At 73.1% G+C, this 22,406-nt stretch carries 17 protein-coding genes and 1 riboswitch; of the genes, 6 read left to right on the top strand and 11 right to left on the bottom strand.

Annotated elements, in window-relative coordinates; all coding sequences use genetic code 11:
* Positions 1 to 47: 47 nt before the first annotated feature.
* The 9 genes from cobI to ACF07B_RS06220 all read right to left on the bottom strand — a co-directional run bounded on the left by cobI (position 48) and on the right by ACF07B_RS06220 (position 12,993).
* Positions 48 to 797: a precorrin-2 C(20)-methyltransferase gene (cobI, locus tag ACF07B_RS06180; protein ID WP_369484001.1), complete on the bottom strand. Its 750-nt coding sequence runs from the start codon at positions 795 to 797 to the stop codon at positions 48 to 50.
* Positions 794 to 2,242: a cobyrinate a,c-diamide synthase gene (locus tag ACF07B_RS06185; RefSeq protein WP_392177890.1), complete on the bottom strand. Its 1,449-nt coding sequence runs from the start codon at positions 2,240 to 2,242 to the stop codon at positions 794 to 796. Before ACF07B_RS06185 ends, cobI begins: the two co-directional genes overlap by 4 nt.
* Positions 2,239 to 2,838, bottom strand: coding sequence for a cob(I)yrinic acid a,c-diamide adenosyltransferase (gene cobO, locus ACF07B_RS06190; RefSeq protein WP_326788548.1), 600 nt, complete (start codon positions 2,836 to 2,838; stop codon positions 2,239 to 2,241). The genes ACF07B_RS06185 and cobO overlap by 4 nt, the downstream gene beginning before the upstream one ends.
* Entirely contained in the window at positions 2,838 to 4,877 is a 2,040-nt protein-coding gene (locus ACF07B_RS06195; RefSeq protein ID WP_392177891.1) for a putative cobaltochelatase, read from the bottom strand. Before ACF07B_RS06195 ends, cobO begins: the two co-directional genes overlap by 1 nt.
* Positions 4,874 to 8,527, bottom strand: coding sequence for a cobaltochelatase subunit CobN (gene cobN, locus ACF07B_RS06200; RefSeq protein ID WP_392177892.1), 3,654 nt, complete (start codon positions 8,525 to 8,527; stop codon positions 4,874 to 4,876). Before cobN ends, ACF07B_RS06195 begins: the two co-directional genes overlap by 4 nt.
* Positions 8,524 to 10,137: a cobyric acid synthase gene (locus ACF07B_RS06205; protein ID WP_392177893.1), complete on the bottom strand. Its 1,614-nt coding sequence runs from the start codon at positions 10,135 to 10,137 to the stop codon at positions 8,524 to 8,526. Before ACF07B_RS06205 ends, cobN begins: the two co-directional genes overlap by 4 nt.
* Positions 10,134 to 11,105 (bottom strand): cobalamin biosynthesis protein, encoded by a 972-nt coding sequence (locus tag ACF07B_RS06210; protein WP_392177894.1) that lies wholly within the window; start codon positions 11,103 to 11,105, stop codon positions 10,134 to 10,136. Before ACF07B_RS06210 ends, ACF07B_RS06205 begins: the two co-directional genes overlap by 4 nt.
* A 105-nt stretch (positions 11,106 to 11,210) precedes the next feature.
* Positions 11,211 to 11,354, bottom strand: a riboswitch (cobalamin riboswitch).
* A gap of 158 nt (positions 11,355 to 11,512) precedes the next feature.
* Positions 11,513 to 11,731, bottom strand: a complete 219-nt coding sequence (locus ACF07B_RS06215) for a hypothetical protein (RefSeq protein WP_326788553.1) — start codon at positions 11,729 to 11,731, stop codon at positions 11,513 to 11,515.
* Positions 11,732 to 11,751: 20 nt separating this feature from the next.
* Positions 11,752 to 12,993 carry an anion permease gene (locus ACF07B_RS06220; protein WP_392177895.1) on the bottom strand — a complete coding sequence of 414 codons (1,242 nt, stop codon included), beginning with the start codon at positions 12,991 to 12,993 and terminating at the stop codon, positions 11,752 to 11,754.
* Positions 12,994 to 13,486: 493 nt separating this feature from the next.
* Between ACF07B_RS06220 and ACF07B_RS06225 the strand changes: the two genes are divergently transcribed.
* The 3 genes from ACF07B_RS06225 to ACF07B_RS06235 all read left to right on the top strand — a co-directional run bounded on the left by ACF07B_RS06225 (position 13,487) and on the right by ACF07B_RS06235 (position 17,109).
* A complete protein-coding gene (locus ACF07B_RS06225) occupies positions 13,487 to 14,218 on the top strand; it encodes a class II aldolase/adducin family protein (protein ID WP_392177896.1) in 732 nt (243 codons plus the stop codon).
* 106 nt (positions 14,219 to 14,324) lie between these two features.
* Positions 14,325 to 15,452 carry an alpha/beta hydrolase family protein gene (locus ACF07B_RS06230; RefSeq protein ID WP_392177897.1) on the top strand — a complete coding sequence of 376 codons (1,128 nt, stop codon included), beginning with the start codon at positions 14,325 to 14,327 and terminating at the stop codon, positions 15,450 to 15,452.
* 247 nt (positions 15,453 to 15,699) lie between these two features.
* On the top strand, positions 15,700 to 17,109 hold the full coding sequence (locus ACF07B_RS06235; RefSeq protein ID WP_384240998.1) for a hypothetical protein: 1,410 nt from the start codon (positions 15,700 to 15,702) through the stop codon (positions 17,107 to 17,109).
* An 87-nt stretch (positions 17,110 to 17,196) separates the two neighbouring features.
* Here ACF07B_RS06235 and ACF07B_RS06240 read toward each other — a convergent pair whose 3' ends face one another.
* Together ACF07B_RS06240 and ACF07B_RS06245 are read right to left on the bottom strand one after the other, a co-directional pair.
* On the bottom strand, positions 17,197 to 17,610 hold the full coding sequence (locus ACF07B_RS06240) for a VOC family protein (RefSeq protein WP_369484092.1): 414 nt from the start codon (positions 17,608 to 17,610) through the stop codon (positions 17,197 to 17,199).
* A gap of 130 nt (positions 17,611 to 17,740) precedes the next feature.
* Positions 17,741 to 18,631 carry a neutral zinc metallopeptidase gene (locus ACF07B_RS06245; protein WP_392177898.1) on the bottom strand — a complete coding sequence of 297 codons (891 nt, stop codon included), beginning with the start codon at positions 18,629 to 18,631 and terminating at the stop codon, positions 17,741 to 17,743.
* A gap of 361 nt (positions 18,632 to 18,992) precedes the next feature.
* On the opposite strand from ACF07B_RS06245, the gene ACF07B_RS06250 reads away from it, so the two are divergent.
* The 3 genes from ACF07B_RS06250 (at position 18,993) to ACF07B_RS06260 (ending at position 22,135) form a co-directional block, all read left to right on the top strand.
* A complete protein-coding gene (locus ACF07B_RS06250) occupies positions 18,993 to 20,591 on the top strand; it encodes an ABC-F family ATP-binding cassette domain-containing protein (protein WP_369484089.1) in 1,599 nt (532 codons plus the stop codon).
* Between the two features lie 373 nt (positions 20,592 to 20,964).
* On the top strand, positions 20,965 to 21,186 hold the full coding sequence (locus ACF07B_RS06255; protein ID WP_006123601.1) for a helix-turn-helix domain-containing protein: 222 nt from the start codon (positions 20,965 to 20,967) through the stop codon (positions 21,184 to 21,186).
* Between the two features lie 145 nt (positions 21,187 to 21,331).
* A complete protein-coding gene (locus ACF07B_RS06260; protein WP_384234266.1) occupies positions 21,332 to 22,135 on the top strand; it encodes an enoyl-CoA hydratase/isomerase family protein in 804 nt (267 codons plus the stop codon).
* Positions 22,136 to 22,406 lie beyond the last annotated feature (271 nt).

The following is a 22,406-nucleotide window of genomic DNA, read 5'->3' on the forward strand; positions in this document are numbered from 1 at the left end:
CGCACGGTCCGCCGGGCGCGGCGCGGGTGCCGCCGGGTGGGCGCGGGTCACAGTTTGCCGCCGCGCGTCCCGTCACGGCGCGCGGGCGCGATGAGCGTCGAGAGGTACGGGAGCGGCTCCCCGCCGAGCTCGGCGGCCGGACGGATCGACTCGTCCTCCAGACCGAGCGCCGACCCCCAGACGGCGTCGTCGATCCGCCCGCTGTCCCGCAGCGCCTCGGCGACCTCGGCGGCCTGCCGCCCGAACTTGTACGCGACCACCGTGCCGGGCCCGTTCAGCGCGTCCTTGAGGACAGCCGCCCCCGCGGTCACCGGGACGAGCGTGAGCGGCTCGGTCCCCTCGGTGAGAACGGCCCCCGACCGTGCGGCGAGGTCCTGCATCGCGGTGATGCCGGGCACCGTCTCCACGGCCGTGCCGGGAACCAGCTCCCCGATGGTGTGGGCGAGATACGTGAACGTCGAGTACACGTTGGGGTCGCCGATGGTGGCGAAGGCGACCGTGCCGTGCCCGCGGAGCAGGTCCGCGACCCGCTCACCGGCGGCGTCCCAGGCGGCCTCGCGCCGGCCCCGGTCGCTGCGCTCGTTGAGCGCGAACACCACCCGGACGACCTTCTCGACGGGCACGTAGTGCAGGACGGTCGCCTCGGCCCGCCCCCGCTCGCCGCCGTCCTTGCCATCCGGCGCGGCCATCACGGGGACGACGACGACGTCCGCGGCGCGCAGGGCGTTGACACCCTTGACGGTCACCAGCTCCGGGTCGCCGGGGCCGACCCCGACCCCGATCAGCTTGCTGCTCATGACGTCAGGCACCTCTCGACGAACCGACGGGCGACACCGGGCTCGGACGCCCAGTGCGTGTGCAGATAACTCGCGTGCACGCCGTGCTGCACGAAACCTTCGACGCGCCGCTCGGGGGCGCGCACCCCCCAGGCGGGAGAGGCCCCGGCGCCGGGCTCCACGACCGTCCGGTGGAACTCGTGCCCGCGCATCCGGGTGCCGGCCACGGCGAGCACGCTGTCGCTGACCGCCACCGCGTCCCGGTAGCCGAGGGTGAGCCGCTCGTCCATCCGGGCCTTCGCGTCGATGACCCCGCACATGGGCCGCCCGTCGAGTTCCCGCGCCAGGTACAGCAGTCCGGCGCACTCGGCCGCGACCGGCGCCCCGGCCGACGCCAGCTCCGCCACCGCCTTGCGCAGCGGTTCGTTGGCGGACAGCTCGGGCGCGTACACCTCGGGGAACCCGCCGCCGATGACCAACCCGCCCGTCCCCTCGGGCAGTCGGTCGTCCCGGAGCGGATCGAACGTGACGACCTCGGCCCCGGCGGCGGTGAGCAGTTCGGCGTGCTCGACGTAGGAGAAGGTGAACGCCTCCCCACCGGCGACCGCCACGACGGGCGTCCGCCGCCCGGCCGAGCGCGTCGGGTGGCCGGCGAACGCCTCCCGGCCCGCGACGGCCACCAGCGGCCCCACCTTCCCGGCCGAGCGGTCGTCGTGGGTGGGCGACCCGACGGCCTCGGCCGCGTCCCAGGCCGGACCCGGCAACGCACCGGCACTCCGCGCCAGCGCCACGAGCGCGTCCAGGTCACATCCGTCGGCGACCTGCGCGGCCATCGCCGCGACGGCCGCGACCGCATCGGCCCGCCGCTCGGCGACCGGCACCAGCCCGAGGTGCCGCGACGGCGTGTCCACCTGTGGCGCCCGCCGGAGCACCCCGAGCACCGGCACCCCGGACGCGTCCAGCGCCTCCCGGAGCATGGCCTCGTGCCGCTCGGACCCCACCTTGTTGAGGATCACCCCCGCGACCCGCACCTCGGGGTCCCAGGAGGCGAACCCGTGCACCAGCGCGGCCACGGACCGGGACTGCGAGGACGCGTCGACGACCAGCACCACCGGCGCCCGCAGCAGCTTCGCCACATGCGCCGTGGACGCGAGCTCCCCCTCGCCGGCGGCCCCGTCGTACAGCCCCATCACGCCTTCGACGACCGCGAGATCACATCCGCGCGCCCCGTGCGCGAACAGCGGGCCGATCAGCTCCGCGCCGCACAGGTACGCGTCGAGATTGCGTCCCGCGCGTCCGGTGGCGAGCGCGTGATACCCGGGGTCGATGTAGTCCGGCCCCACCTTGTGCGGGGACACGGCGAGCCCCCGCGCGGCGAAGGCCGCCATCAGCCCCGTGGCGACGGTGGTCTTGCCGCTGCCCGAACAGGGCGCGGCGACGACCAGCCGGGGAACGGAGGACGTCACCACTCGATGCCCCTCTGGCCCTTCTGGCCGGCGTCCATCGGATGCTTGACCTTGGACATGTCGGTCACGAGATCGGCGAGGTCGACCAGCTTCTCCGGGGCGTTGCGGCCGGTGATCACGACATGCTGGGTGCCCGGCCGGTCCCGCAGCACCGCGACGACCTCGTCGGTGTCGATCCAGCCCCAGTGCATCGGGTACGCGAACTCGTCGAGCACGTACAGCTTGTACGTCTCGGCGGCGAGGTCGCGCTTGACCTGCTCCCAGCCCTCGCGGGCCTTCTCCTCGTTGTCCATCTGCGCGTCGCGCTGGACCCAGGACCAGCCCTCGCCCATCTTGTGCCAGTCGACGGTCCCGCCCTCGCCGGAGGCCCCGAGCACGCGCAGCGCGTTCTCCTCGCCGACCTTCCACTTCGCCGACTTGACGAACTGGAACACCCCGATGGGCCACCCCTGGTTCCAGGCGCGCAGCGCGAGCCCGAACGCGGCGGTGGACTTGCCCTTGCCGATCCCCGTGTGCACGACGACCAGCGGCCGGTTACGACGCTGACGGGTCGTCAGTCCGTCGTCCGGTACGACACTCGGCTGCCCCTGCGGCACTACGCGGCCCTCCTCGAAGTCCCCTGCACACCCTGCACGTCCCGGACGAGCCCGGCGATGGAATCGGCCCGCAGCTCGTCCAGGGTCACCGGCGTGCCGCCCAGTTCTGCCGCGAGCTGCCCCGCGAGCCCGAGCCGCACCGGCCCCGTCTCGCAGTCGACGACCACCGACGCGACCCCGTTCGCCGCGAACAGCCGTGCCGCGCGCCCGGCCGTCGCGACCGGCTCCGGCCCGCCCGTGGCCCGTCCGTCGGTCACCACGACGACCAGTGGCCGCCGCGCGGAGTCCCGCAGCCGCTCGACGCGCAGCACCTCGTGCGCCCGCAGCAGCCCGGCCGCGAGCGGCGTCCGGCCGCCCGTAGGCAGCGACTCCAGCCGGGACGCGGCGGCGTCCACCGAGGAGGTGGGCGGCAGCGCGACCTCGGCGGCCGACCCGCGGAAGGTCACCAGGCCCACCTTGTCCCGCCGCTGGTAGGCGTCGCGCAGCAGCGACAGCACGGCCCCCTTGACCGCGCCCATGCGCTGCCGCGCCGCCATGGAACCGGAAGCGTCCACGACGAACAGCACGAGGTTGCCCTCACGGCCCTCGCGCGTCGCCTGGCGCAGATCGTCCCGCCGTACGACCAGACCGCGGCCCGACCGGCCGCGCGCCAGCTGGTGCGGGGCGGCGGCCTGCACGGTCGCCGCCAGATGCAGCTTGGTGAGCGTCCCCCGGGGCCGTCGCGAACCGGTCGTGCGGCCGTGCTCGGTCCGCGCGCGCGAACGCCGCCCGGCCGCTCCCTCGCCGAGACCGGGCACGCTCAGCACCTTCGTACGGAAGGGCTCGGCGGCCCGTACGGGGGACTGCTCGCCGGCGCCCTGCCCGGCCGGCGCCCGCCCGTCGTCCGACGGCTCGCCCTGCGCCGGGACGTCACCGGCGGGGGAGCCGTCGTCCGGCCCGTCCTGGGGCGGCTGCCCGCCCCCGCCGGGCCCGTCCGGATCCGGGTCCGGATCGTCGTCGGAGGGACCCTCGCCGGAGGTGTCGTCCGAGCCCGCGAACTCCTCCATCGTCTCGTCGAGCTTGCCCTCGTCGAGTCCGGGCGCGTCGAAGGGGTTGCGCCGCCGCCGGTGCGGCAGCGCGAGCAGCGCCGCCTGCCGCACGTCCTCGGCGATCACCTCGGTGCGTCCCGCCCACGCGGCGAGCGCGGTCGCGGTCCTGGCCATCACGATGTCGGCGCGCATGCCGTCCACCTCGAAGGCCGCGCAGGTCGCCGCGATCTGCCGCAGCGGCCCGTCGCCGAGGCGCACGGAGGGCAGCAGCGCGCGGGCCGCCACGATCCGGGCCCGCACGGCGGCCTCCTCGCCGGCCCAGCGCGCGGCGAAGCCGGCCGGGTCGTCGTCGTAGGCGAGCCTGCGCCGCACGACCTCGACCCGCTGGTCGGGTTCCCGTGAGGCGGACACCTCGACGGTCAGCCCGAACCGGTCGAGCAACTGCGGCCGCAGCTCACCCTCTTCGGGGTTCATGGTCCCGACGAGCAGGAACCGCGCGGCATGCCGTACGGAGACACCCTCGCGTTCCACGTACGAGGCGCCCATCGCGGCGGCGTCCAGCAGCAGGTCGACCAAGTGGTCGTGCAGCAGGTTCACTTCGTCGACGTACAGGATCCCGCGGTGCGCGTCGGCCAGCAGGCCCGGCTCGAAGGCCTTCACGCCCTCCGCGAGCGCCCGCTCGATGTCGAGGGCTCCCACCAGCCGGTCCTCGGACGCTCCGACGGGCAACTCGACCATGCGGGAAGGGCGTTGCGCGCCGGCCGCCGCCTCGTGCGGCCCGTCCGGGCACGCCGGGTCGGGAGCGGCCGGGTCGCACGAGAACCGGCACCCGGGTACGACGGCGACCTCCGGCAGCAGCGCCGAAAGGGCGCGCACGGCGGTGCTCTTGGCGGTGCCCTTCTCGCCGCGCACGAGAACTCCGCCGACCGCCGGACTGACGGCGTTCAGCAGCAGCGCGAGCCGCAGGTCGTCCTGGCCGACAACAGCCGTGAACGGGAACGGGGTACTCACTGGTCGTCGCCCTCCAAGTCGCCTTCGAGCTCCAGATAGGTGGCGCGCAGCCGATCCAGCGTGTCCGCGTCCGGCTCCGCCCACAGCCCGCGATCGCCCGCTTCCAGCAGCCGCTCCGTGATGCCGCGCAGCGCCCAGGGGTTGGACTTCTTCATGAAGTCCCGGTTCTCCGCGTCGAAGACGTACTCCGCGCTGAGCTTCTCGTACATCCAGTCGTCCACGACCCCGGCCGTGGCGTCGTAGCCGAAGAGGTAGTCGACGGTCGCCGCCATCTCGAAGGCGCCCTTGTAGCCGTGCCGGCGCATCGCGGCCATCCAGCGCGGGTTGACCACCCGGGCGCGGAAGACGCGGTGCGTCTCCTCGCCGAGCGTGCGGGTCTTGACCTGGTCGGGCACGGCCGAGTCGCCGACGTACGCCTCGGGGGAGGACCCGGTGAGGTGGCGGACCATCGCGACCATGCCGCCGTGGTACTGGAAGTAGTCGTCGGCGTCGACGAGGTCGTGCTCGCGGGTGTCGACGTTCTTCGCCGCCACCGCGATGCGCTTGAACGCCGTCTCCATGTCCCCGCGGGCGGCCCGCCCGTCGAGCCCGCGCCCGTAGGCGTAGCCGCCCCAGACGGCGTACACCTCGGCGAGGTCGGCGTCCGAGCGCCAGTTGCGGGCGTCGATCAGCGGCAGCAGACCCGCGCCGTACGCGCCCGGCTTGGAGCCGAAGATACGAGCCGTCGCGCGCCGCCGGTCACCGTGTTCGGCGGTGTCCTCGTCGGCGTGCTTGCGCACGTGGTTCCGGTCGGCGGGCTCGTCCAGCTCGGCGACCGCGCGCACCGCGTCGTCGATCAGCCCGACCACGTGCGGGAACGCGTCCCGGAAGAAGCCCGAGATACGGACCGTGACGTCGATGCGCGGGCGGCCCAGCTCGTCGAGCGGGACGACCTCGAAGCCGGTGACCCGGCGCGAGGCGTCGTCCCACACCGGGCGGCAGCCGAGCAGCGCGAGGATCTCCGCGATGTCGTCGCCCTGGGTCCGCATGGCGGACGTGCCCCAGACCGTCAGTCCGACGGACGTCGGGTAGTCACCCGTGTCCTGGAGGTAGCGCTGCACGAGCGAGTCCGCGAGGGACTGGCCGACCTCCCAACTCAGCCGGGACGGAATGGCCTTGGGATCGACCGAGTAGAAGTTGCGACCGGTCGGCAGGACGTTGACGAGCCCGCGGGTCGGTGAGCCCGACGGTCCCGCCGGGACGTAACCGCCGTTCAGGGCCTTGAGGATGTGCCCGATCTCGTCCGTCGTCCGGGCGAGCCGCGGCACCACCTCGCGGCAGGCGAACTCCAGCACCGCGACGGCGTCGGGGAGTTCGGTGCCCAGCACCTCGCGCACGAGCGCCGGGACGGCGGCCGCGTCCCAGCCGCGCTCCTCCATGCCCAGCGCCGCCCGGCGGCACAGCTGCTCCAGCAGGTCGATCGCGTCGGCCGCCGTACGGGCCGGGCCCTCGACCAGGTCCGTCAGCTCGACGGGTGCCTTCACCGGAGCGCCCGGCTCGGCGAGAAGTTCCTTCTCCACCAGGCCGAAGTGCTCGGCGAGACAGGCCCGCAGACCCGGCAGCGCGTTCGCCGTGCCGCCCCACACCTGCGAGGCGCGCAGCACGGCGAGCACGAGGTTCACCCGCGGCTCGGCCTCCGGACCCCCGCCCAGGATGTGCAGACCGTCGCGGATCTGCACGTCCTTGATCTCGCACAGATAGCCGTCGATGTGCATCACGAACTCGTCGAAGTCGCCGTCGTCCGGCTGCTCGTCCACGTGCAGGTCGTGATGGAGCTCGGCGGTCTTGACGAGGGTCCAGATCTGCGCGCGGACCGCGGGGGCCTTCGTCGGGTCCAGGTCGGACACGAGGGCGTACTCGTCGAGGAGCTGCTCCAGCTTCGCGAGGTCGCCGTAGGTGTCGGCGCGGGCCATCGGCGGCACGAGGTGGTCGACCACGGTGGCGTGCCCGCGCCGCTTGGCCTGCGTGCCCTCACCGGGGTCGTTGACGATGAACGGGTAGACGAGGGGGAGTTCGCCGAGAACGGCGTCGGGCGCGCAGCCGCCGCTGAGCCCGAGCCCCTTGCCCGGCAGCCACTCCATCGTGCCGTGCTTGCCCATGTGCACGACCGCGTCGGCGCCGAAACTGTTCTCCAGCCAGCGGTAGGCGGCCATGTAGTGATGCGACGGCGGCATGTCGGGGTCGTGGTAGATCGCGATCGGGTTCTCGCCGAAGCCGCGCGGAGGCTGGATCATCACGACGACGTTCCCGAACTCCAGGCAGGCCAGCACGATGTCGTCGCCGTCGACGTAGAGGGAGCCCGGCGGCTCGCCCCAGGCCTCCCGCATGCCCTCGCGCAGCGCCGGGTCGAGGGTCTCGAACCAGGCCCGGTAGTCCGCGAGCGGCACCCGCGCGGGGGCGGCGGCGAGCTGGTCCTCGGTCAGCCACTCCACGTCGTGGCCGCCGGCCGCGATCAGCCGGTGGATCAACTCGTCGCCGTTGTCCGGGTATTCGGTGAGGGCATAGCCCGCGTCCCGGAGCGCGTCGAGGACCCGTACGGCGGAGGCGGGCGTGTCGAGACCGACCGCGTTGCCGACCCGCGAGTGCTTGGTCGGGTAGGCGGTGAAGACGATCCCGAGCTTTTTCTCCGCGTTCGGCTTGTGCTTCAACTGGGCGTGCCGCAGGGCGATTCCGGCGACCCGCGCGGCCCGCTCGGGGTCGGCGGCGTACACCGGGACGTCGTCCGGACCCTGCTCCTTGAAGGAGAACGGCACGGTGATCAGACGGCCGTCGAACTCCGGGATGGCGACCTGCATCGCCGCGTCCATGGGGGAGAGGGCCGCGTCGGAGGCTTCCCAGGCGGCCTTCGACGAGGTCAGGCAGAGACCCTGGAGCACCGGGATGTCGAGGTCGGCGAGCGCCCCGATGTCCCACGCCTCCTCGTCGCCGCCCGCGGACGCCTCGGAGGCGTGGGTGCCACCCGCCGCGAGGACGGTGGCGACGAGCGCGTCCGCCCGGCCGAGGATCTCGTACAGCCCCGGGTCGGCTCCGCGCAGCGAACCGCAGTACACCGCGAGGGCGTTGGCGCCGCGTGCCTCGATCGCGTCGCACAGGGTGTCGACGAAGGCGGCGTTCCCGGACAGCTCGTGGGCCCGGTAGAACAGCACGCCGACGGTCGGGCGGCCCTCGACGAAGGCGCGCTCGCCGTGGACGCCGAACTCCGCCGTCCTGTGCGGCCCCTCGAAGCCCTCGCCGGTGAGCAGCACGGTGTCCGAGAGGAAACGGGCCAGCTCGGCCAGGTTGGCGGGGCCGCCCTCGACGAGATAGCGCAGCGCCTCCGCGACGACACCCGCGGGCACCGACGACTCGGCCATCAGCTCGGCGTCCGGGACGGACTCACCGCCCAGCAGCACGGTCGGGATCCCGGACGCCTTCAGGAAGGCCAGCCCGTCCTCCCAGGCGCGCTTGCCCCCGAGCAGCCGCACGACGGCCAGGTCCGCGCCCTCGACGAGCGCGGGGAGTTCGCCCGCGACGTCCACCCGGGTCGGATTGCCGATCCGGTAACCGGCGCCACTGGCGCGGGCCGCCAGCAGATCCGTGTCGGCGGTCGACAACAACAACACTGTGCTCATGCGGGTGCTCCCGGTGGAATGAAGGGCAGTCCTTGCGGCGCGCCGGACTCGATGAGCCGCCACAGCGCGTCCGTGTCCGCGTGTTCCTCGATCAGGTCGCCGAGCAGGTCGAGCTGCTCCTCGCGCAGCGCCGCGAACGACGTGCCGGGGGCCGGTACGAAGCGGCGGCCCGCGGCGGCGGCCACCTCGCGCAGGAAGGCCCGCCGGAAGCCGTCCGACTCCAGTGACCCGTGCCAGTGCGTGCCCCAGACGGCGCCGACCCGGCACCCGTCCAGGCTGTTTCCCTCGTCGTCGCACATGAACGGGTCGCCACCGGTCACCTCGGCGACCCCGTGATGGATCTCGTACCCCTCGACGCGCTCGCCGAAGGCCTCCCCGGCCGGCCGCGCCAGGGTCTTCTCCCGCGCGAACCGCACGCGTACGGGCAGGAGTCCGAGCCCGTCGACATGACCGGCGCGCGACTCGACCTCGTCCTCGATGTGCTGTCCGAGGATCTGGTAGCCACCGCAGATGCCGAGCACGGGACGCCCTTCGGCGGCCCGGCGCGTGATCGCCTCCGCGAGACCGCGCTCGCGCAGCCACGCGAGTGCCTTCACCGTGCCCCGGGTCCCGGGCACGATGACGAGATCCGCGTCGGCCAGCTCCTCGGCCCGGTCCACGAACCGCACGACGACGCCCGGTTCGGCGGCCAGCGCGTCCACGTCGGTGAAGTTGGACATCAGCGGGACCGCGCAGACGGCGACCCGCAGGATGTCCTCGCCGACGGGGGAGGAGACGGCCGACTCGCGGACGGCCCCGCGCAACGAGACGCGCAGGCCGTCCTCCTCGTCGATGCCGAGTCCGTGCCGGAAGGGCAGGACGCCGTAGGAGCGCCGTCCGGTCAGGCCGTGCAGCATGTCGAGACCGGGCTCCAGCAGACTGACGTCGCCCCGGAACTTGTTGACGAGGAAGCCGGCGACGAGCGCCTGGTCCTCGGGCGACAGCAGCGCGACCGTCCCGAAGAACGAGGCGAACACCCCGCCCCGGTCGATGTCCCCGACGACCAGCACGGGAAGCCCCGCGTTCCGCGCCACCCCCATGTTCACGATGTCGGTGCGCCGCAGATTGATCTCGGCCGGGCTGCCGGCTCCTTCACAGATCACCGCGTCATACGTGCCCCGCAACTGGGCCAGACAGTCGAGGACGGTCGCCAGGAGTGCTTCCTGACGCCCCCCGCGCAGCCTGTCCCCGGGGGACGCGGCGGACCCGGCGGACGCTTCGGCCGACGGCGGCCGCTCCGCGGGCCCGGCCGTTCCGAAGAACCCGCGCGCGCTCATCTCGCCCACCGGCCTGCCCATCAGGACGACCTGACTGGTGCGGTCGCCGCCCGGCTTGAGGAGCACGGGATTCATCAGCGCGGTCGGCTCCACGCGGGCGGCCTGCGCCTGCATGGCCTGCGCCCGCCCGATCTCGGCGCCCTCGCGCGTCACGAACGAGTTCAGGGACATGTTCTGCGCCTTGAAGGGCGCGACCTTGACCCCCTGGCGCGCCAGCCACCGGCAGATCCCGGCGGTCACGACACTTTTGCCGGCGTCCGAGGTGGTCCCGGCGATCAGCAGCCCGCCGCTCATGCGGTGCGCCCCTTCCTGATGGACGAAACCCGTCCGGTTCCGGTGAGCAGAACCCGTCCGGCGGCGCTCACGCCGAGCGCGAGCCAGCCGACGCGCCGGGAGAGCCGTACGGCCCGTTCGATGTCGTGGACGTGCACGGCGCGCCCCGCGCCGTTGAGCACGGGCCGGTGCTCGACCCGACCGCCGTACGCGAGGGTGCCGCCGAGCCGCACGCCGAGCGCGCCCGCGAACGAGGCCTCCACGGGCCCGGCGTTGGGGCTCGGATGCTTGCGGGCGTCCGCCCGCCAGGCGCGTACGGCACCGCGCGGGTCGGATCCGGCCACGGCCGCGAGGACGGCGGTCAGCCGGGCCCCGGGCCAGCCGGCGAGGTCGTCGAGCCGGGCGGAGGCCCAGCCGTAGCGCCGGTGGCGGGGGGATTTGTGCCCGACCATCGCGTCGAGCGTGTTCACGGCGCGGAAGGCGACGAGTCCCGGCACACCGGCGACGGCACCCCAGACCAGAGCGCCCACGACGGCGTCGGAGGTGTTCTCGGCGACGGACTCGACGACGGCGCGCGCGACGCCGTCGGCGTCCAGCGCCTGCGGATCGCGTCCGCACAGATGCGGCAGCCGCTCCCTGGCCACGTCGAGGTCACCGGCCGCGAGGGCACCGCCGACCGCCCGCGCCTCGCGGCCGAGGGAGGTTCCTCCGACGACGGCCCAGGTGGCGGCGGCGGTCAGGGCGACGGAGGCGGTACGTGAGCCGCGTACGCCACGGCTCGCGAGCGCGGCGAGTCCGGTGGCCCCGCCGACACAGACGGCGGTGTGCAGGGCGCCCCACCCGCGGTGGTCCCGCCACAGTGTCCGCTCCACGGCCGCGGCGGCCCGCCCGAACGCGGCGACCGGATGCCCTCGGCGGGGATCGCCGAGCAGCAGGTCGCCGAGAAGGCCGGCGGCGGCGCCGTACGCGAAGACGCGATCGGCACGCACGGGGTCAGCCGGCCGTGGGGTGGAGCGGAACCCTTGTACTCAGCGGAACGGGCAACGGGCAGCCGCGCATGGCGATATGTCCTCACTCAGGGTGTCCACGCCCTGGTTCGACGAGACCGGCGGTGAGAGTTCCTGGCTCCCGGGGAGTTTCTTCCCCGATGACAGTGGCGGGACCGCGCCGGATTCGCACCGGCTTCCTCTCATGCCGCCGTACTTGGCTCCGGCAGTCCACCACGGGGTGAGAACGGCCGTCAACTGGCTGTTGACCTGCGGAGGGACAGTGTGCGCAGGCCCACATACGCGCGGGGGCGGGACGGCATACGCGTGGGGTGCGGGACGGTGATCCGTCCCGCACCCCACGCGCGGTACCGCTCGGCGCAGCCCGGTTCCGGGCGGCGCCTGCCGGGCTACTTGGTGATGATCAGGGAGATGCCGTAGGCCACCGCCGCGGCGCAGGCCGCGAAGCAGACGTACGCGCCGGTGGCCGCCGCGACCGCGGAACCGCCCTGGGCGGACTCCTTCTTGGAGAGGCCGGCGACACCGAGGGTGAAGAGGGCGACGAGGGCCACGGTCACTCCGAGGCTGACCCCGAAGACGGACCCGAGGGCGGACCAGTCGATGCTCATGCTGTTTCTTCCTTCGGTTCTCAGGCCACTCGGGACGGCGCCGGCGGGTTCACCGCGGGCTCGACCGGAGCCGGGATGGTGGCCGTGAGGCCATCGGCCACGGTGCCGGCCGGGGGCGGGGTGACGGCGGCGATGGCCTGGGTCACCACACCGGCGGGCTCCTCGGTGTCGTTCACGTTGTTGTGGTCGATCACCTCGCGGCGCGAGCGGCGCCAGATCGCGAAGCTCGAACCGACCAGGAAGACGGCGACCAGCGTGGTGCCCCAGGCGCCGAAACCGGTCACCCATTCGGCGAGCGCGCCGACCAGGGCGGCGGCGGGCAGCGTGAGGACCCAGGCGACGACCATGCGCTTGGCGGTGGACCAGCGGACCACACCGCCCTTGCGGCCGAGACCGGCGCCCATCACGGACCCGGAGACCGAGTGCGTGGTGGAGAGGGAGAAACCGATGTGCGAGGAGGCCAGGATGACCGTCGCCGCGCTGGTCTGGGCGGCGAAGCCCTGCTGCGGCTGGAGGTCGGTCAGGCCCTTGCCCATCGTGCGGATGATGCGCCAGCCACCCAGGTAGGTGCCGAGCGCGATGGCCAGACCGGCGGAGAGGATGACCCAGACCGGCGGGTCGGAGTCGGGAGCGACGGCGCCACCGGCGACCAGGGCCAGGGTGATGATGCCCATCGTCTTCTGCGCGTCGTTGGTGCCGTGGGCCAGCGAGACCAGGCCCGCGGAGGCTATCTGGCCGGCGCGGTAACCCTTCTTGCTCGCCTTGGTGTCCTTGCCGCCGCTGAGCTTGTACGACAGCCGGGTGGCGAGCATCGCGGCCAGACCGGCGACGATCGGGGCGGCGACGGCGGGCAGAAGCACCTTGCCGACCAGGACGTCACCGTGCACGGCGCCGGTACCGGCGGAGGCGATGGTGGCGCCGACCAGGCCGCCCATGAGGGCGTGCGAGGAACTGGACGGGAGTCCGACGAGCCACGTCACCAGGTTCCAGAGGATCGCGCCGACGAGGGCGGCGAAGATCACTTCTGGCTGGATGCCGGATTCATCGACGAGGCCTTTGGAGATCGTGTTGGCGACCTCCACCGAGAGGAAGGCGCCGACAAGGTTCAGGGCGGCGGACATGGCCACCGCGACCTTGGGCTTGAGTGCGCCGGTCGAGATGGTGGTGGCCATCGCGTTGGCGGTGTCGTGGAAACCGTTCGTGAAATCGAACACGAGAGCGGTGACGATCACGATTCCGAGGAGGAGCGTGATGTGTTCCATTTACCCAGGCTTCTGTTGGACGTCAGTGGCAGGGGGACCGTAGGCAACCTGGGTGAACGGAAGGTGAACTGGGTCGGACCTGATGGTGTCCCGAACAGCGGATCGTCATTCCGCTTGTGTCGGCGGGTGGTTCGCCGAGTTCGAACGGATGCGGAATTCCGTACTCCGCTTGGGGTCGGAGCTCCGGGTGGACCGTCCCGGTCGAGGCGGGTTTGAGTCGTGAGATCCCGGTCACCCGCAGGCTGTGGCCGTGGTCACGGCGTCCGGAGGCCCGAAGGGGCCGCCCCGCGGATGGCGGCCGGGCGTCAGCGGGTCGTAGCAGCCCGACCACGGGGTGTGATCCGCGGTAAATGTCCGATCGGGGCGCCGTCGGCGTTCCGTCGATGTGATGTGATGTAAATCACATACAACCGAGGGCCGTTGACGGTCGGCACCCGCCCCGAAGCCCGCTCGCGCGAGGTGCGCGGAAAGCGGTGCCTGGCAGGATCGCGTCATGACTGAGCCGCACCGGGACGCACGGGACGGGCACGAGCACGCACGGACGACGGACGAGCCCCACGAACGCGACGGGCCGGGCGCTCGGGGCACCCTGCGGCGGGCCTGGGGCGAACTGGTCTCCACGGCCCGGCGCACGGTCGCCGACGGACTGGTCGTCGGCACCTCGGGCAACGTCTCCGTCCGCGTCGGAGACACCGTCCTGGTCACGCCCACGGGCGTGCCCTACGACCGGCTGACCGACGACGACATCGTCGGTGTCGGCCTCGACGGCCGGCAGGTGCTCGGTTCGCTGCGCCCGACCAGCGAACTGCCGATGCATCTCGCGGTCTACCGCGCGACCGAGGCCCGGGCCCTCGTCCACACCCACGCGGCGCACGCGACGGCCGTCTCGGTCCTCGTCCCCGAACTCCCGCTGATCCACTACATGGCGGCGGCCCTCGGCGGTCCGGTCCGCGTCGCCCCCTACGCGGCCTACGGCACACCGGAACTGGCGGAGAACACCCTCCGGGCCCTGGCCGGCCGCACCGCCTGCCTCCTCCGGAACCACGGCACCATCGCGTACGGAGCCTCGCTGGACCAGGCGTACGACCGCACGGCCCAGCTGGAATGGATGTGCCGGGTCTGGCTCCTGTCCTCCTCGGTCCCCGGGCTCGCGCCCGCCCTGCTCTCACCGGACCAGCTCGCGGAGGCGGGGGAGCGGCTGCGGGGGTACGGCCAGCAGGAGTGAGGCCCGCCGCACCGCCGCCCGGAGCCGGGGTCGCCGCGAGCGCCAGCCGTCACCCCTTCAGGCGCTCCCACTGGCCGATGGCCGGGTCCCCCGGGAAACTGGTCGGGTGCGCACCCTAAGAGCCACGGCAGCGGCCGTCACCGTAGCCATAGCCGCGGGCGCGGCCTCCGTGGCGGCGGGCCGGTTCGCCAGCGACGCCGCGCTGAAGACGAGGCCCGGCAAGCCTCTGCCCACCGAGCCCCGGCTCACCGTGCACGCCACGACGGCGGGCGGAATCACCCTGACCCGGGCCCTGGCGTCCCGGCGCCCGGGAACCTACGGCCTCGCGGGCGACGGCTCCCACGCGGTCGTCGGCCCCCTCCAGAACTCCGTGCCCCACACCGCCGACACCGTCGTACGCAGCCTGGAACGCGTCACGCACGGGTCCCTGGAGCGCGGCGACAAGGTATGGCTCACGCCGAACCTGTACGTCGGCGACCCCGGGTCCGCCCTCGGACTCGAACACGCCGACGTCGACGTGCCCGGTGAGCTCGGCGCCCTGCCCGCCTGGTTCGTACCCGCGGTCCGCGACACGTGGATCATCACCGTCCACGGCCTGGGCGCCACCCGGGAACACCCCATGAACCTGATGGGGTTCCTGAACAGCCGGCACTTCCCCGTCCTCGACCTCGCCTACCGGGGCGACCTCGGGGCACCCCGGCCGCCCGACGGCCTGAACCACCTCGGCGAGACAGAGTGGCGCGACCTCGACGCGGCCATCCGGTACGCCGTGCGGTTCGGTGCCGAGCGGGTCGTCCTGTACGGCTGGTCCACGGGCGCCACGATGGCCCTGCGCGCGGCCGCCCACTCCGCGCTGCGCGAGCGGATCTCCGGGCTCGTCCTCGACTCCCCGGTCCTCGACTGGGAGACGACACTGCGCGCCCTCGCCGGCGCCCGCCACACCCCGCGTTTCCTGCTGCCGCTCGCGGTGCGCGCCGCACAGGGGCGCACCGGTGTACGCGGAGACCGCATCGCGCACGCCGCGCATCCCGACCAGGTCAAGGTGCCGACCCTGCTCGTGCACGGCCCGGACGACCGCATCGCCCCCTGGGGCGCCTCCCGGCGCCTCGCCGCGAGCAGGCCCGACCTGGTCACCCTGCACACCGTCCCGAACGCCCCGCACGGCGCCATGTGGAACGCCGACCCGGCGAGCTACGAGGAAGCCCTGCGCCGCTTCCTCACTCCCCTGATGTGACCCGCAGTGCCCCGCACCCGGCCCGGTCGGTCCGGTCGGTCCGGCGGGGGAGGCCGGGCCTCGGGCGGGCTCCGGAAGAGGCGGCGCGGCCGGCGCGAAGGTGTGCTTCCGGTTCGGCACCGGGCAACTCCGCGCGGCGTTCTCACCCGCGTGCCGGGCACCCCGGGAGGGCCCCGCCGCCGTCGCCCCGTGGCCTGCGACGGCATTCCGTTTGGGTTTTCGGACTGTCAACCGCAAGACTGCACCCGTGACGTCCCGTAACCCGCGCGACTCCAGGCTCCGACTCGTCAGCCCCCGGTCCCTCGCGACCGCTCCCCGAGCGGTGACCCAGCGCCGCACCCGCCGCCCCGCGCCGCGGCCGCCGGAAGGCACCCCGCCGCCTGCGGAACTCGCCCGCATGGCGCGCACCGGCCTGTCCGACGCGGCCCGCGTGGCGCGCTGGGCCGACGCCGCCCTGCGCCCGGGGCGCGACGCCGCCAACCCCGATGGCAAGGGCACCCTCTCCGACGCCACCGCCGAGCGGGCCGCCACGGATCTCGGACTGACGCCGCTCCAGGTCCGCGCCGACTGGGACACCGCACGCCTGGCCGGCCTCATCGAGGTGCACGGCGAAGACGCCCGCCCGGGCTGGCGGCTGCGCGCCTGGAGCCGCGACGACAGCGCCGTCCTGCGCGGCTGGGTCGCCCTCTTCGACGCCTGGTCCCTCGCGTACCCCGAGCCGGTGGACCGTGAGCCCGCGGCCGTCGCCGAGGTCGTCTCCGCGATGCCCCAGGTGCTCTCCTTCCTCCAGCTCTCCGCCGGGCCCGTCCCCGTGGACCAGCTCCTCGACCTTCTCGGGCAGCGCGTCACGGAACTGCGCACCGAACGCTGCGAGATCTCCTACGGCCCCGAGCCCGGGACCGAGCCCGCCCCGGAGGCCGCCGAGGTCCCGGACGCCCCCCTCGCCCCGCTCCTCGAATGGGCCCTCCAGGCCCTCGCCTCCGTCGGCGCGCTGACCTACGGCGAAGGACAGGCCACCCTCACCGCGCTCGGCAGCTGGGCGGTCTGGGTCAAGCTGGAGCAGATCTGCGTCGCCGCGCAGAGCCCCGCGGGCAACATCGAGCAGTCCGCCGAGGACATGCTCCGCGGCTGCGCCCAGCTCCGCCCCAACGCCGCCCGCGCCGAGTACCGCGCCTGGCTCGCCGCCCGCCCGGTCGGCGGCGCCGTCACCGAACTCATCGCCGCGGCCCGCGGTGAGGACGCCCTGACCCGCGGCCTCGCCTTCGAGGCACTGCGCGTCGTCGGCGCCCCCGCCGAGCCGGACGTGCGCGCCGTGGTCGAGGAGACCCCGCTGCGCCCCTACGCCCTGCTGTGGCTCGCCGAGCACGACGGCTACGACCCCGAGGACGCCCACGAGGTCCTCACCCGCGCCGAGTCCACCTGGCTGTGGGTCGACACCGCGGCAGCCGTCGCCGACCACGGTGACGCCCCGCTCCTGGTCCGCCACCTGGAGTCCGCGGTGCAGCCCACCGTGCCCGCGCTCCTCGACGAGGTGCGGGCCGTCGGGCACCCGCGCACGGTGCAGGTGCTGGTCGCGCTCGCCGCCGCCCACCCGGACCCGGCGCTCGCCAAGGCCGTACGCAGGGCCGCCTTCCAGGTGCACACCGGGGGGAGCTGAGCTGACCGGGGGAGCCGGCCGGGGGAGCCGGCCGGGCCGGCCGGGAACCGCCGCCGGCCGGATCCCCGAGCGGTCCGTCGCGCCGTCCTACGCGCCTATCTCCGGGGCGTAGGTGCCGAAGCTCCAGATGTTGCCCTCCAGATCGCGGGCCATGTAGTCCCGCGAGCCGTAGTCCTGGTCGGTCGGGGCCATCAGGATCTCGGCGCCGTGGTCCACGGCCCGCTGGTGGTGTGCGTCGACGTCGTCCACGACGATGTACACCCCGCACGGGCCCGCGCTCTTCATCGCCTCGGCGAAACGGCCGCCGCGGCCCTTGGAGCCGAGCATCACCGCGCCGTTGCCCTGCACCAGCTCGGCGTGCATCACCGAGCCGTCCTCACCCTCGTAGACCGCCAGCTCGGTGAAGCCGAAGGCCTCGGTGAGCTGCCTGATCGCCGCCTTCGCGTCGGCGTACAGCATCGAGGGGTAGATGCTCGGGCGTCCGCCGCTCATGCCAGCCATACCGATCACTCCATCTCGTCACGAACTGCCGGATTCCGATCCGCTGCCCAGTCTGGCACCGGCCACTGACAACGCCCCGTGCCCCGGGACCGGGCCATCCCCGGCGGCCGGGACCACCGTGCCGCCCGGCTCACCGGAACGTGTTGCACTGCGCCATGTCGCCGCTGGTGAAGCCCTGGTAGAACCACCGCTGCCGCTGCCCGGCCGACCCGTGCGTCCAGGTTTCCGGGGTCACCCGGCCCTGATACCTCGCCTGGATCCGGTCGTCGCCGACGGCCGCCGCCGCGTCCAGGCCGTCGCGGATGTCGGTGTCCGTCAGCGCGGTCAGCAACGGTCTGCCCGTCGACGGGGACGGCGTGGTGGTCGCGTTCCGCGCCCACACCCCCGCGTAGCAGTCGGCCTGGAGCTCCACCTTCACCGAGTTGCTGTTCGCGCCGGTCACGCCGTCCTGCGACCGGGTCAGCGTGCCCATCAGGTTCTGGACGTGATGCCCGTACTCGTGCGCCACCACGTAGGCCTGTGCGAACGGTCCGTCGCCGGAGCCGAACTTCGTCCGGAGATCGTCGAAGAAGCCGAGGTCCAGATAGACCTTGCGGTCCACAGGACAGTAGAAGGGCCCGCCCGACGACGTGGCCGTGCCGCACCCGGTGTTCACCCGGCCGCCGAAGACCACCGTCGGGGCGCGGGTGTAGGTGCCGCCCCTGCGCGCGAACTCCCGGGCCCAGTAGGCCTGGACGCTGTTGACCACCGCCACGGTCCGGCAGTCCGCCTGGGCGTTGGCGTCCCGCCCCTTCAGGCAGGTCTGCTGCACCTGGGCGAGGGAGGAGGCGGTGGCCCCGGGCTCGTCGCCGCCCGAAGTGAGCCCGAGCTGGTCGGGACCCACCCCGAAGAGCAGTCCGAGGACCAGGGCGACCAGACCGGCGAGCCCGCCGCCGATGGTCGCCCTGCCGCCGGGGATGCGACCGCCGCGTACGTCCTGGACCTCGGAGGTGTCCAGGTCGGCGTCGTCGTCGAACTGCATGAGCACACCACTTTCGTCGCTCCGTGGCGCCATCCTCGTACGCTCCCGGACCCCGGGCCCCGGCCCGCGGTCCGAACGGGCGACGCCCGGCCCCGGCCACCGCGCCCCGGGCGGATCCGTCCGCCGGGCCGCCGCCCGCCGGACCCCGGACCCCGGCCGGTCCAGGCCCCCGGACCGGCGAGTTCCGCACCTCCGGCGCACCCCGCAAGGGGGCGAGCGTCACAGTCCCGGACGGCCGCGGGCCGGAAAAGTGGTTGCACCGTCCCGTTAGACTTGGCCCATGGCCATTCTCCTCGCGCACTAGACGGCGGGAACGTCCTCAGCCGCCCACCCCGCCAACCCATCGCTCTGGAGTCTGTCCGTGATCTCCGCCTCCGGTATCGAGCTGCGCGCCGGCGCCCGCATCCTCATCGAGTCCGCGACCTTCCGCATCACGAAGGGCGACCGCATCGGTCTGGTCGGCCGCAACGGTGCGGGCAAGACGACCCTCACCAAGGTTCTCGCGGGTGAGGGCCAGCCCGCCGCCGGAACCGTCGCCCGCTCCGGCGAGGTCGGCTATCTTCCGCAGGACCCGCGCACCGGCGACCTCGACGTCCTCGCCCGCGACCGCGTCCTGTCCGCCCGTGGCCTGGACGTGCTGATCCGCAAGATGCGCGAGAACGAACAGCGCATCGCCAACGGCGCGGGCGCCACCCGCGAGAAGGCGATGCGGCAGTACGAGCGCCAGGAGACGGAGTTCCTGACCAAGGGCGGGTACTCCGCCGAGGCCGAGGCCGCGACCATCGCCGCCGCGCTCAACCTGCCCGACCGCGTGCTCGGCCAGCCCCTGCACACGCTCTCCGGTGGTCAGCGCCGTCGTATCGAGCTGGCCCGCATCCTCTTCTCGGACGCCGACACCCTGCTGCTCGACGAGCCGACGAACCACCTCGACGCCGACTCGATCGTCTGGCTGCGCGACTACCTGAAGACCTACCGCGGCGGCTTCATCGTGATCTCCCACGATGTCGACCTCGTCGAGACGGTCGTCAACAAGGTGTTCTACCTGGACGCCAACCGCGCCCAGATCGACGTCTACAACATGGGCTGGAAGCTCTACCAGCAGCAGCGTGAGGCCGACGAGAAGCGCCGCAAGCGCGAGCGCCAGAACGCCGAGAAGAAGGCCGCCGCGCTGAACGCGCAGGCCGACAAGATGCGCGCCAAGGCCACCAAGACGGTCGCCGCGCAGAACATGGCCAAGCGTGCCGACCGGCTGCTCGCCGGCCTGGACGCCGTCCGTGTCTCCGACAAGGTCGCCAAGCTGCGCTTCCCGGAGCCCGCGCCCTGCGGCAAGACCCCGCTCATGGCCGAGGGCCTGTCGAAGTCGTACGGCTCCCTGGAGATCTTCACGGACGTCGACCTTGCCATCGACAAGGGCTCCCGCGTCGTCATCCTCGGTCTGAACGGTGCCGGCAAGACGACCCTCCTGCGGCTGCTCGGCGGTGCCGAGAAGCCCGACACCGGCGAGGTCATAGAGGGGCACGGCCTGAAGCTCGGCTACTACGCGCAGGAGCACGAGACCCTCGACCCCGAGCGCACGGTCCTGGAGAACATGCGCTCCGCCGCCCCCGACCTGGATCTGGTCGAGGTCCGCAAGACGCTCGGCTCGTTCCTGTTCTCCGGCGACGACGTCGACAAGCCGGCCGGTGTGCTCTCCGGCGGTGAGAAGACCCGGCTCGCGCTCGCGACCCTCGTCGTCTCGTCCGCGAACGTCCTGCTCCTCGACGAGCCGACGAACAACCTCGACCCGGCCAGCCGCGAGGAGATCCTCGGCGCGCTGCGCACGTACAAGGGCGCCGTCGTTCTCGTCACCCACGACGAGGGCGCCGTGGAGGCGCTCCAGCCGGAGCGGATCATCCTGCTGCCGGACGGTGTCGAGGACCTGTGGGGCGCCGACTACGCCGACCTGGTGGCCCTCGCCTGAGTCCCGCGCGGCCTCCCGGAGGGGGCACGCGCCGCTTGATCGATTGACTGATCCACTGCGTATGGATCATTCGGCCGATCCGTGATCCATCATCTGTGTGAGATCTCCTCGTACCGGGGTGTGTCGTACACCGATTTCACGGCCGAGTCCTTTGTTCCCAAGGGCTCGGCCGTCTTGCGTCGCTGACCAGGTACTTCGTGCGGGAACCCGTTCGGCCGCAGGGGCCGCACCGCCCGGAATATTTGATTCCACTCGTGGGGACGGGCTCCTGTCGTCAAAACCTTGTCTTACGGACCTTGCCGAATGGGTGGCCATGACGCCCGAAAGGGGTGATCATGAGAGTCCAGAGCGCACTTCCCATGAGGAGGACCGGGTGGCCGAGACTCTGAAGAAGGGCAGCCGGGTTACCGGCGCCGCGCGCGACAAGCTCGCGGCAGACCTGAAGAAGAAGTACGACTCCGGTGCGAGTATCCGAGCGCTGGCCGAAGAGACCGGCCGCTCGTATGGCTTCGTGCACCGGATGCTCAGCGAGTCGGGCGTCACGCTCCGAGGGCGTGGCGGCGCGACGCGGGGCAAGAAGGCCGCCTCGGCCTGAGGCCGGGCGTCCCCATCGGCTTCGGTGGTGACCACCCGGTCGGTCGGGTGACCGACCGGGTGGTTACTGTGCAGTCACTTAGGTGCGTTCCTCGTGTCTTCGCGAGGTGCGCGTCTGATCCGACCGCACCCATCGGAGGCACCCCATGGCTTCGCTCGACAAGGATCTCGACCCGGTACTCGACCAGGACGGCGTACGGCTCACCGTCGACGGCGCGATCGCCACGGTGACGCTGACCAACCCGGCCAAGCGCAATGCCCAGAGTCCTGCTCTCTGGCGGGCCTTGACGCAGGCCGGGCGGTCACTGCCGGGCTCCGTCCGGGTGGTCGTCCTGCGTGCCGAGGGCCAGTCCTTCTCCGCGGGGCTCGACCGGCAGGCGTTCACGCCCGAGGGGTTCGACGGGGAACCGTCGTTCATCGACCTCGCGCGCGGTTCCGACGCCGAGCTCGACGCGACCATCGCCGAGTACCAGGAGGCGTTCACCTGGTGGCGGCGCAGTGACATCGTGTCCATCGCCGCCGTGCGGGGGCACGCCATCGGCGCGGGGTTCCAGCTCGCGCTCGCCTGTGACCTGCGCGTCGTCGCCGACGACGTGCAGTTCGCCATGCGCGAGACCAGTCTCGGCCTGGTGCCCGACCTCACGGGGACGCATCCGCTGGTCGGCCTCGTGGGTTACGCCCGTGCGCTGGAGATCTGTGCCACGGGCCGCTTCGTCCTGGCCGAGGAGGCCGAGCGCACCGGGCTCGCCAACCTCGCCGTGCCCGGCGAGCAGCTCGACGCCGCGGTCGGCGACCTCGCCGCGGCGCTGCTGGCCGCGCCGCGGGACGCCGTGATCGAGACGAAGGCGCTGCTGCGCGGGGCCCAGGAACGGTCGTACGAGGAGCAGCGCTCCGCCGAGCGCGCGTCCCAGGCCCGCAGGCTCCGTGACCTGGCGGGCGTCGGCGACTAGGCCTCCGGCCGCTGAACCAGACACCCCGCTGTGGTGGACCCCGTTGAGCCCGGGCCGCCCGCCGCACGGGGTCACGTTCCTCGGGCCAGGCGCTCCCCCTCACGGCGGTCACGCTTTCCAGGAGGGGGCGCTCGGGTGCGTGCGGCGGTCGCCCCGTGGTGGGTCATGTTTTCTGTGAAGGGGTGGCCTGGCTCGCGGCGGTTGCCCCACGGCGGTCATGTTTTCCGGGAGGGGGCGCCCCGCCTGCGGCGGTCGCCCTCTGGCGAGTGAT

It is taken from the genome of Streptomyces sp. NPDC015532, assembly GCF_043078065.1.
Classification (GTDB): Bacteria; Actinomycetota; Actinomycetes; order Streptomycetales; family Streptomycetaceae; genus Streptomyces.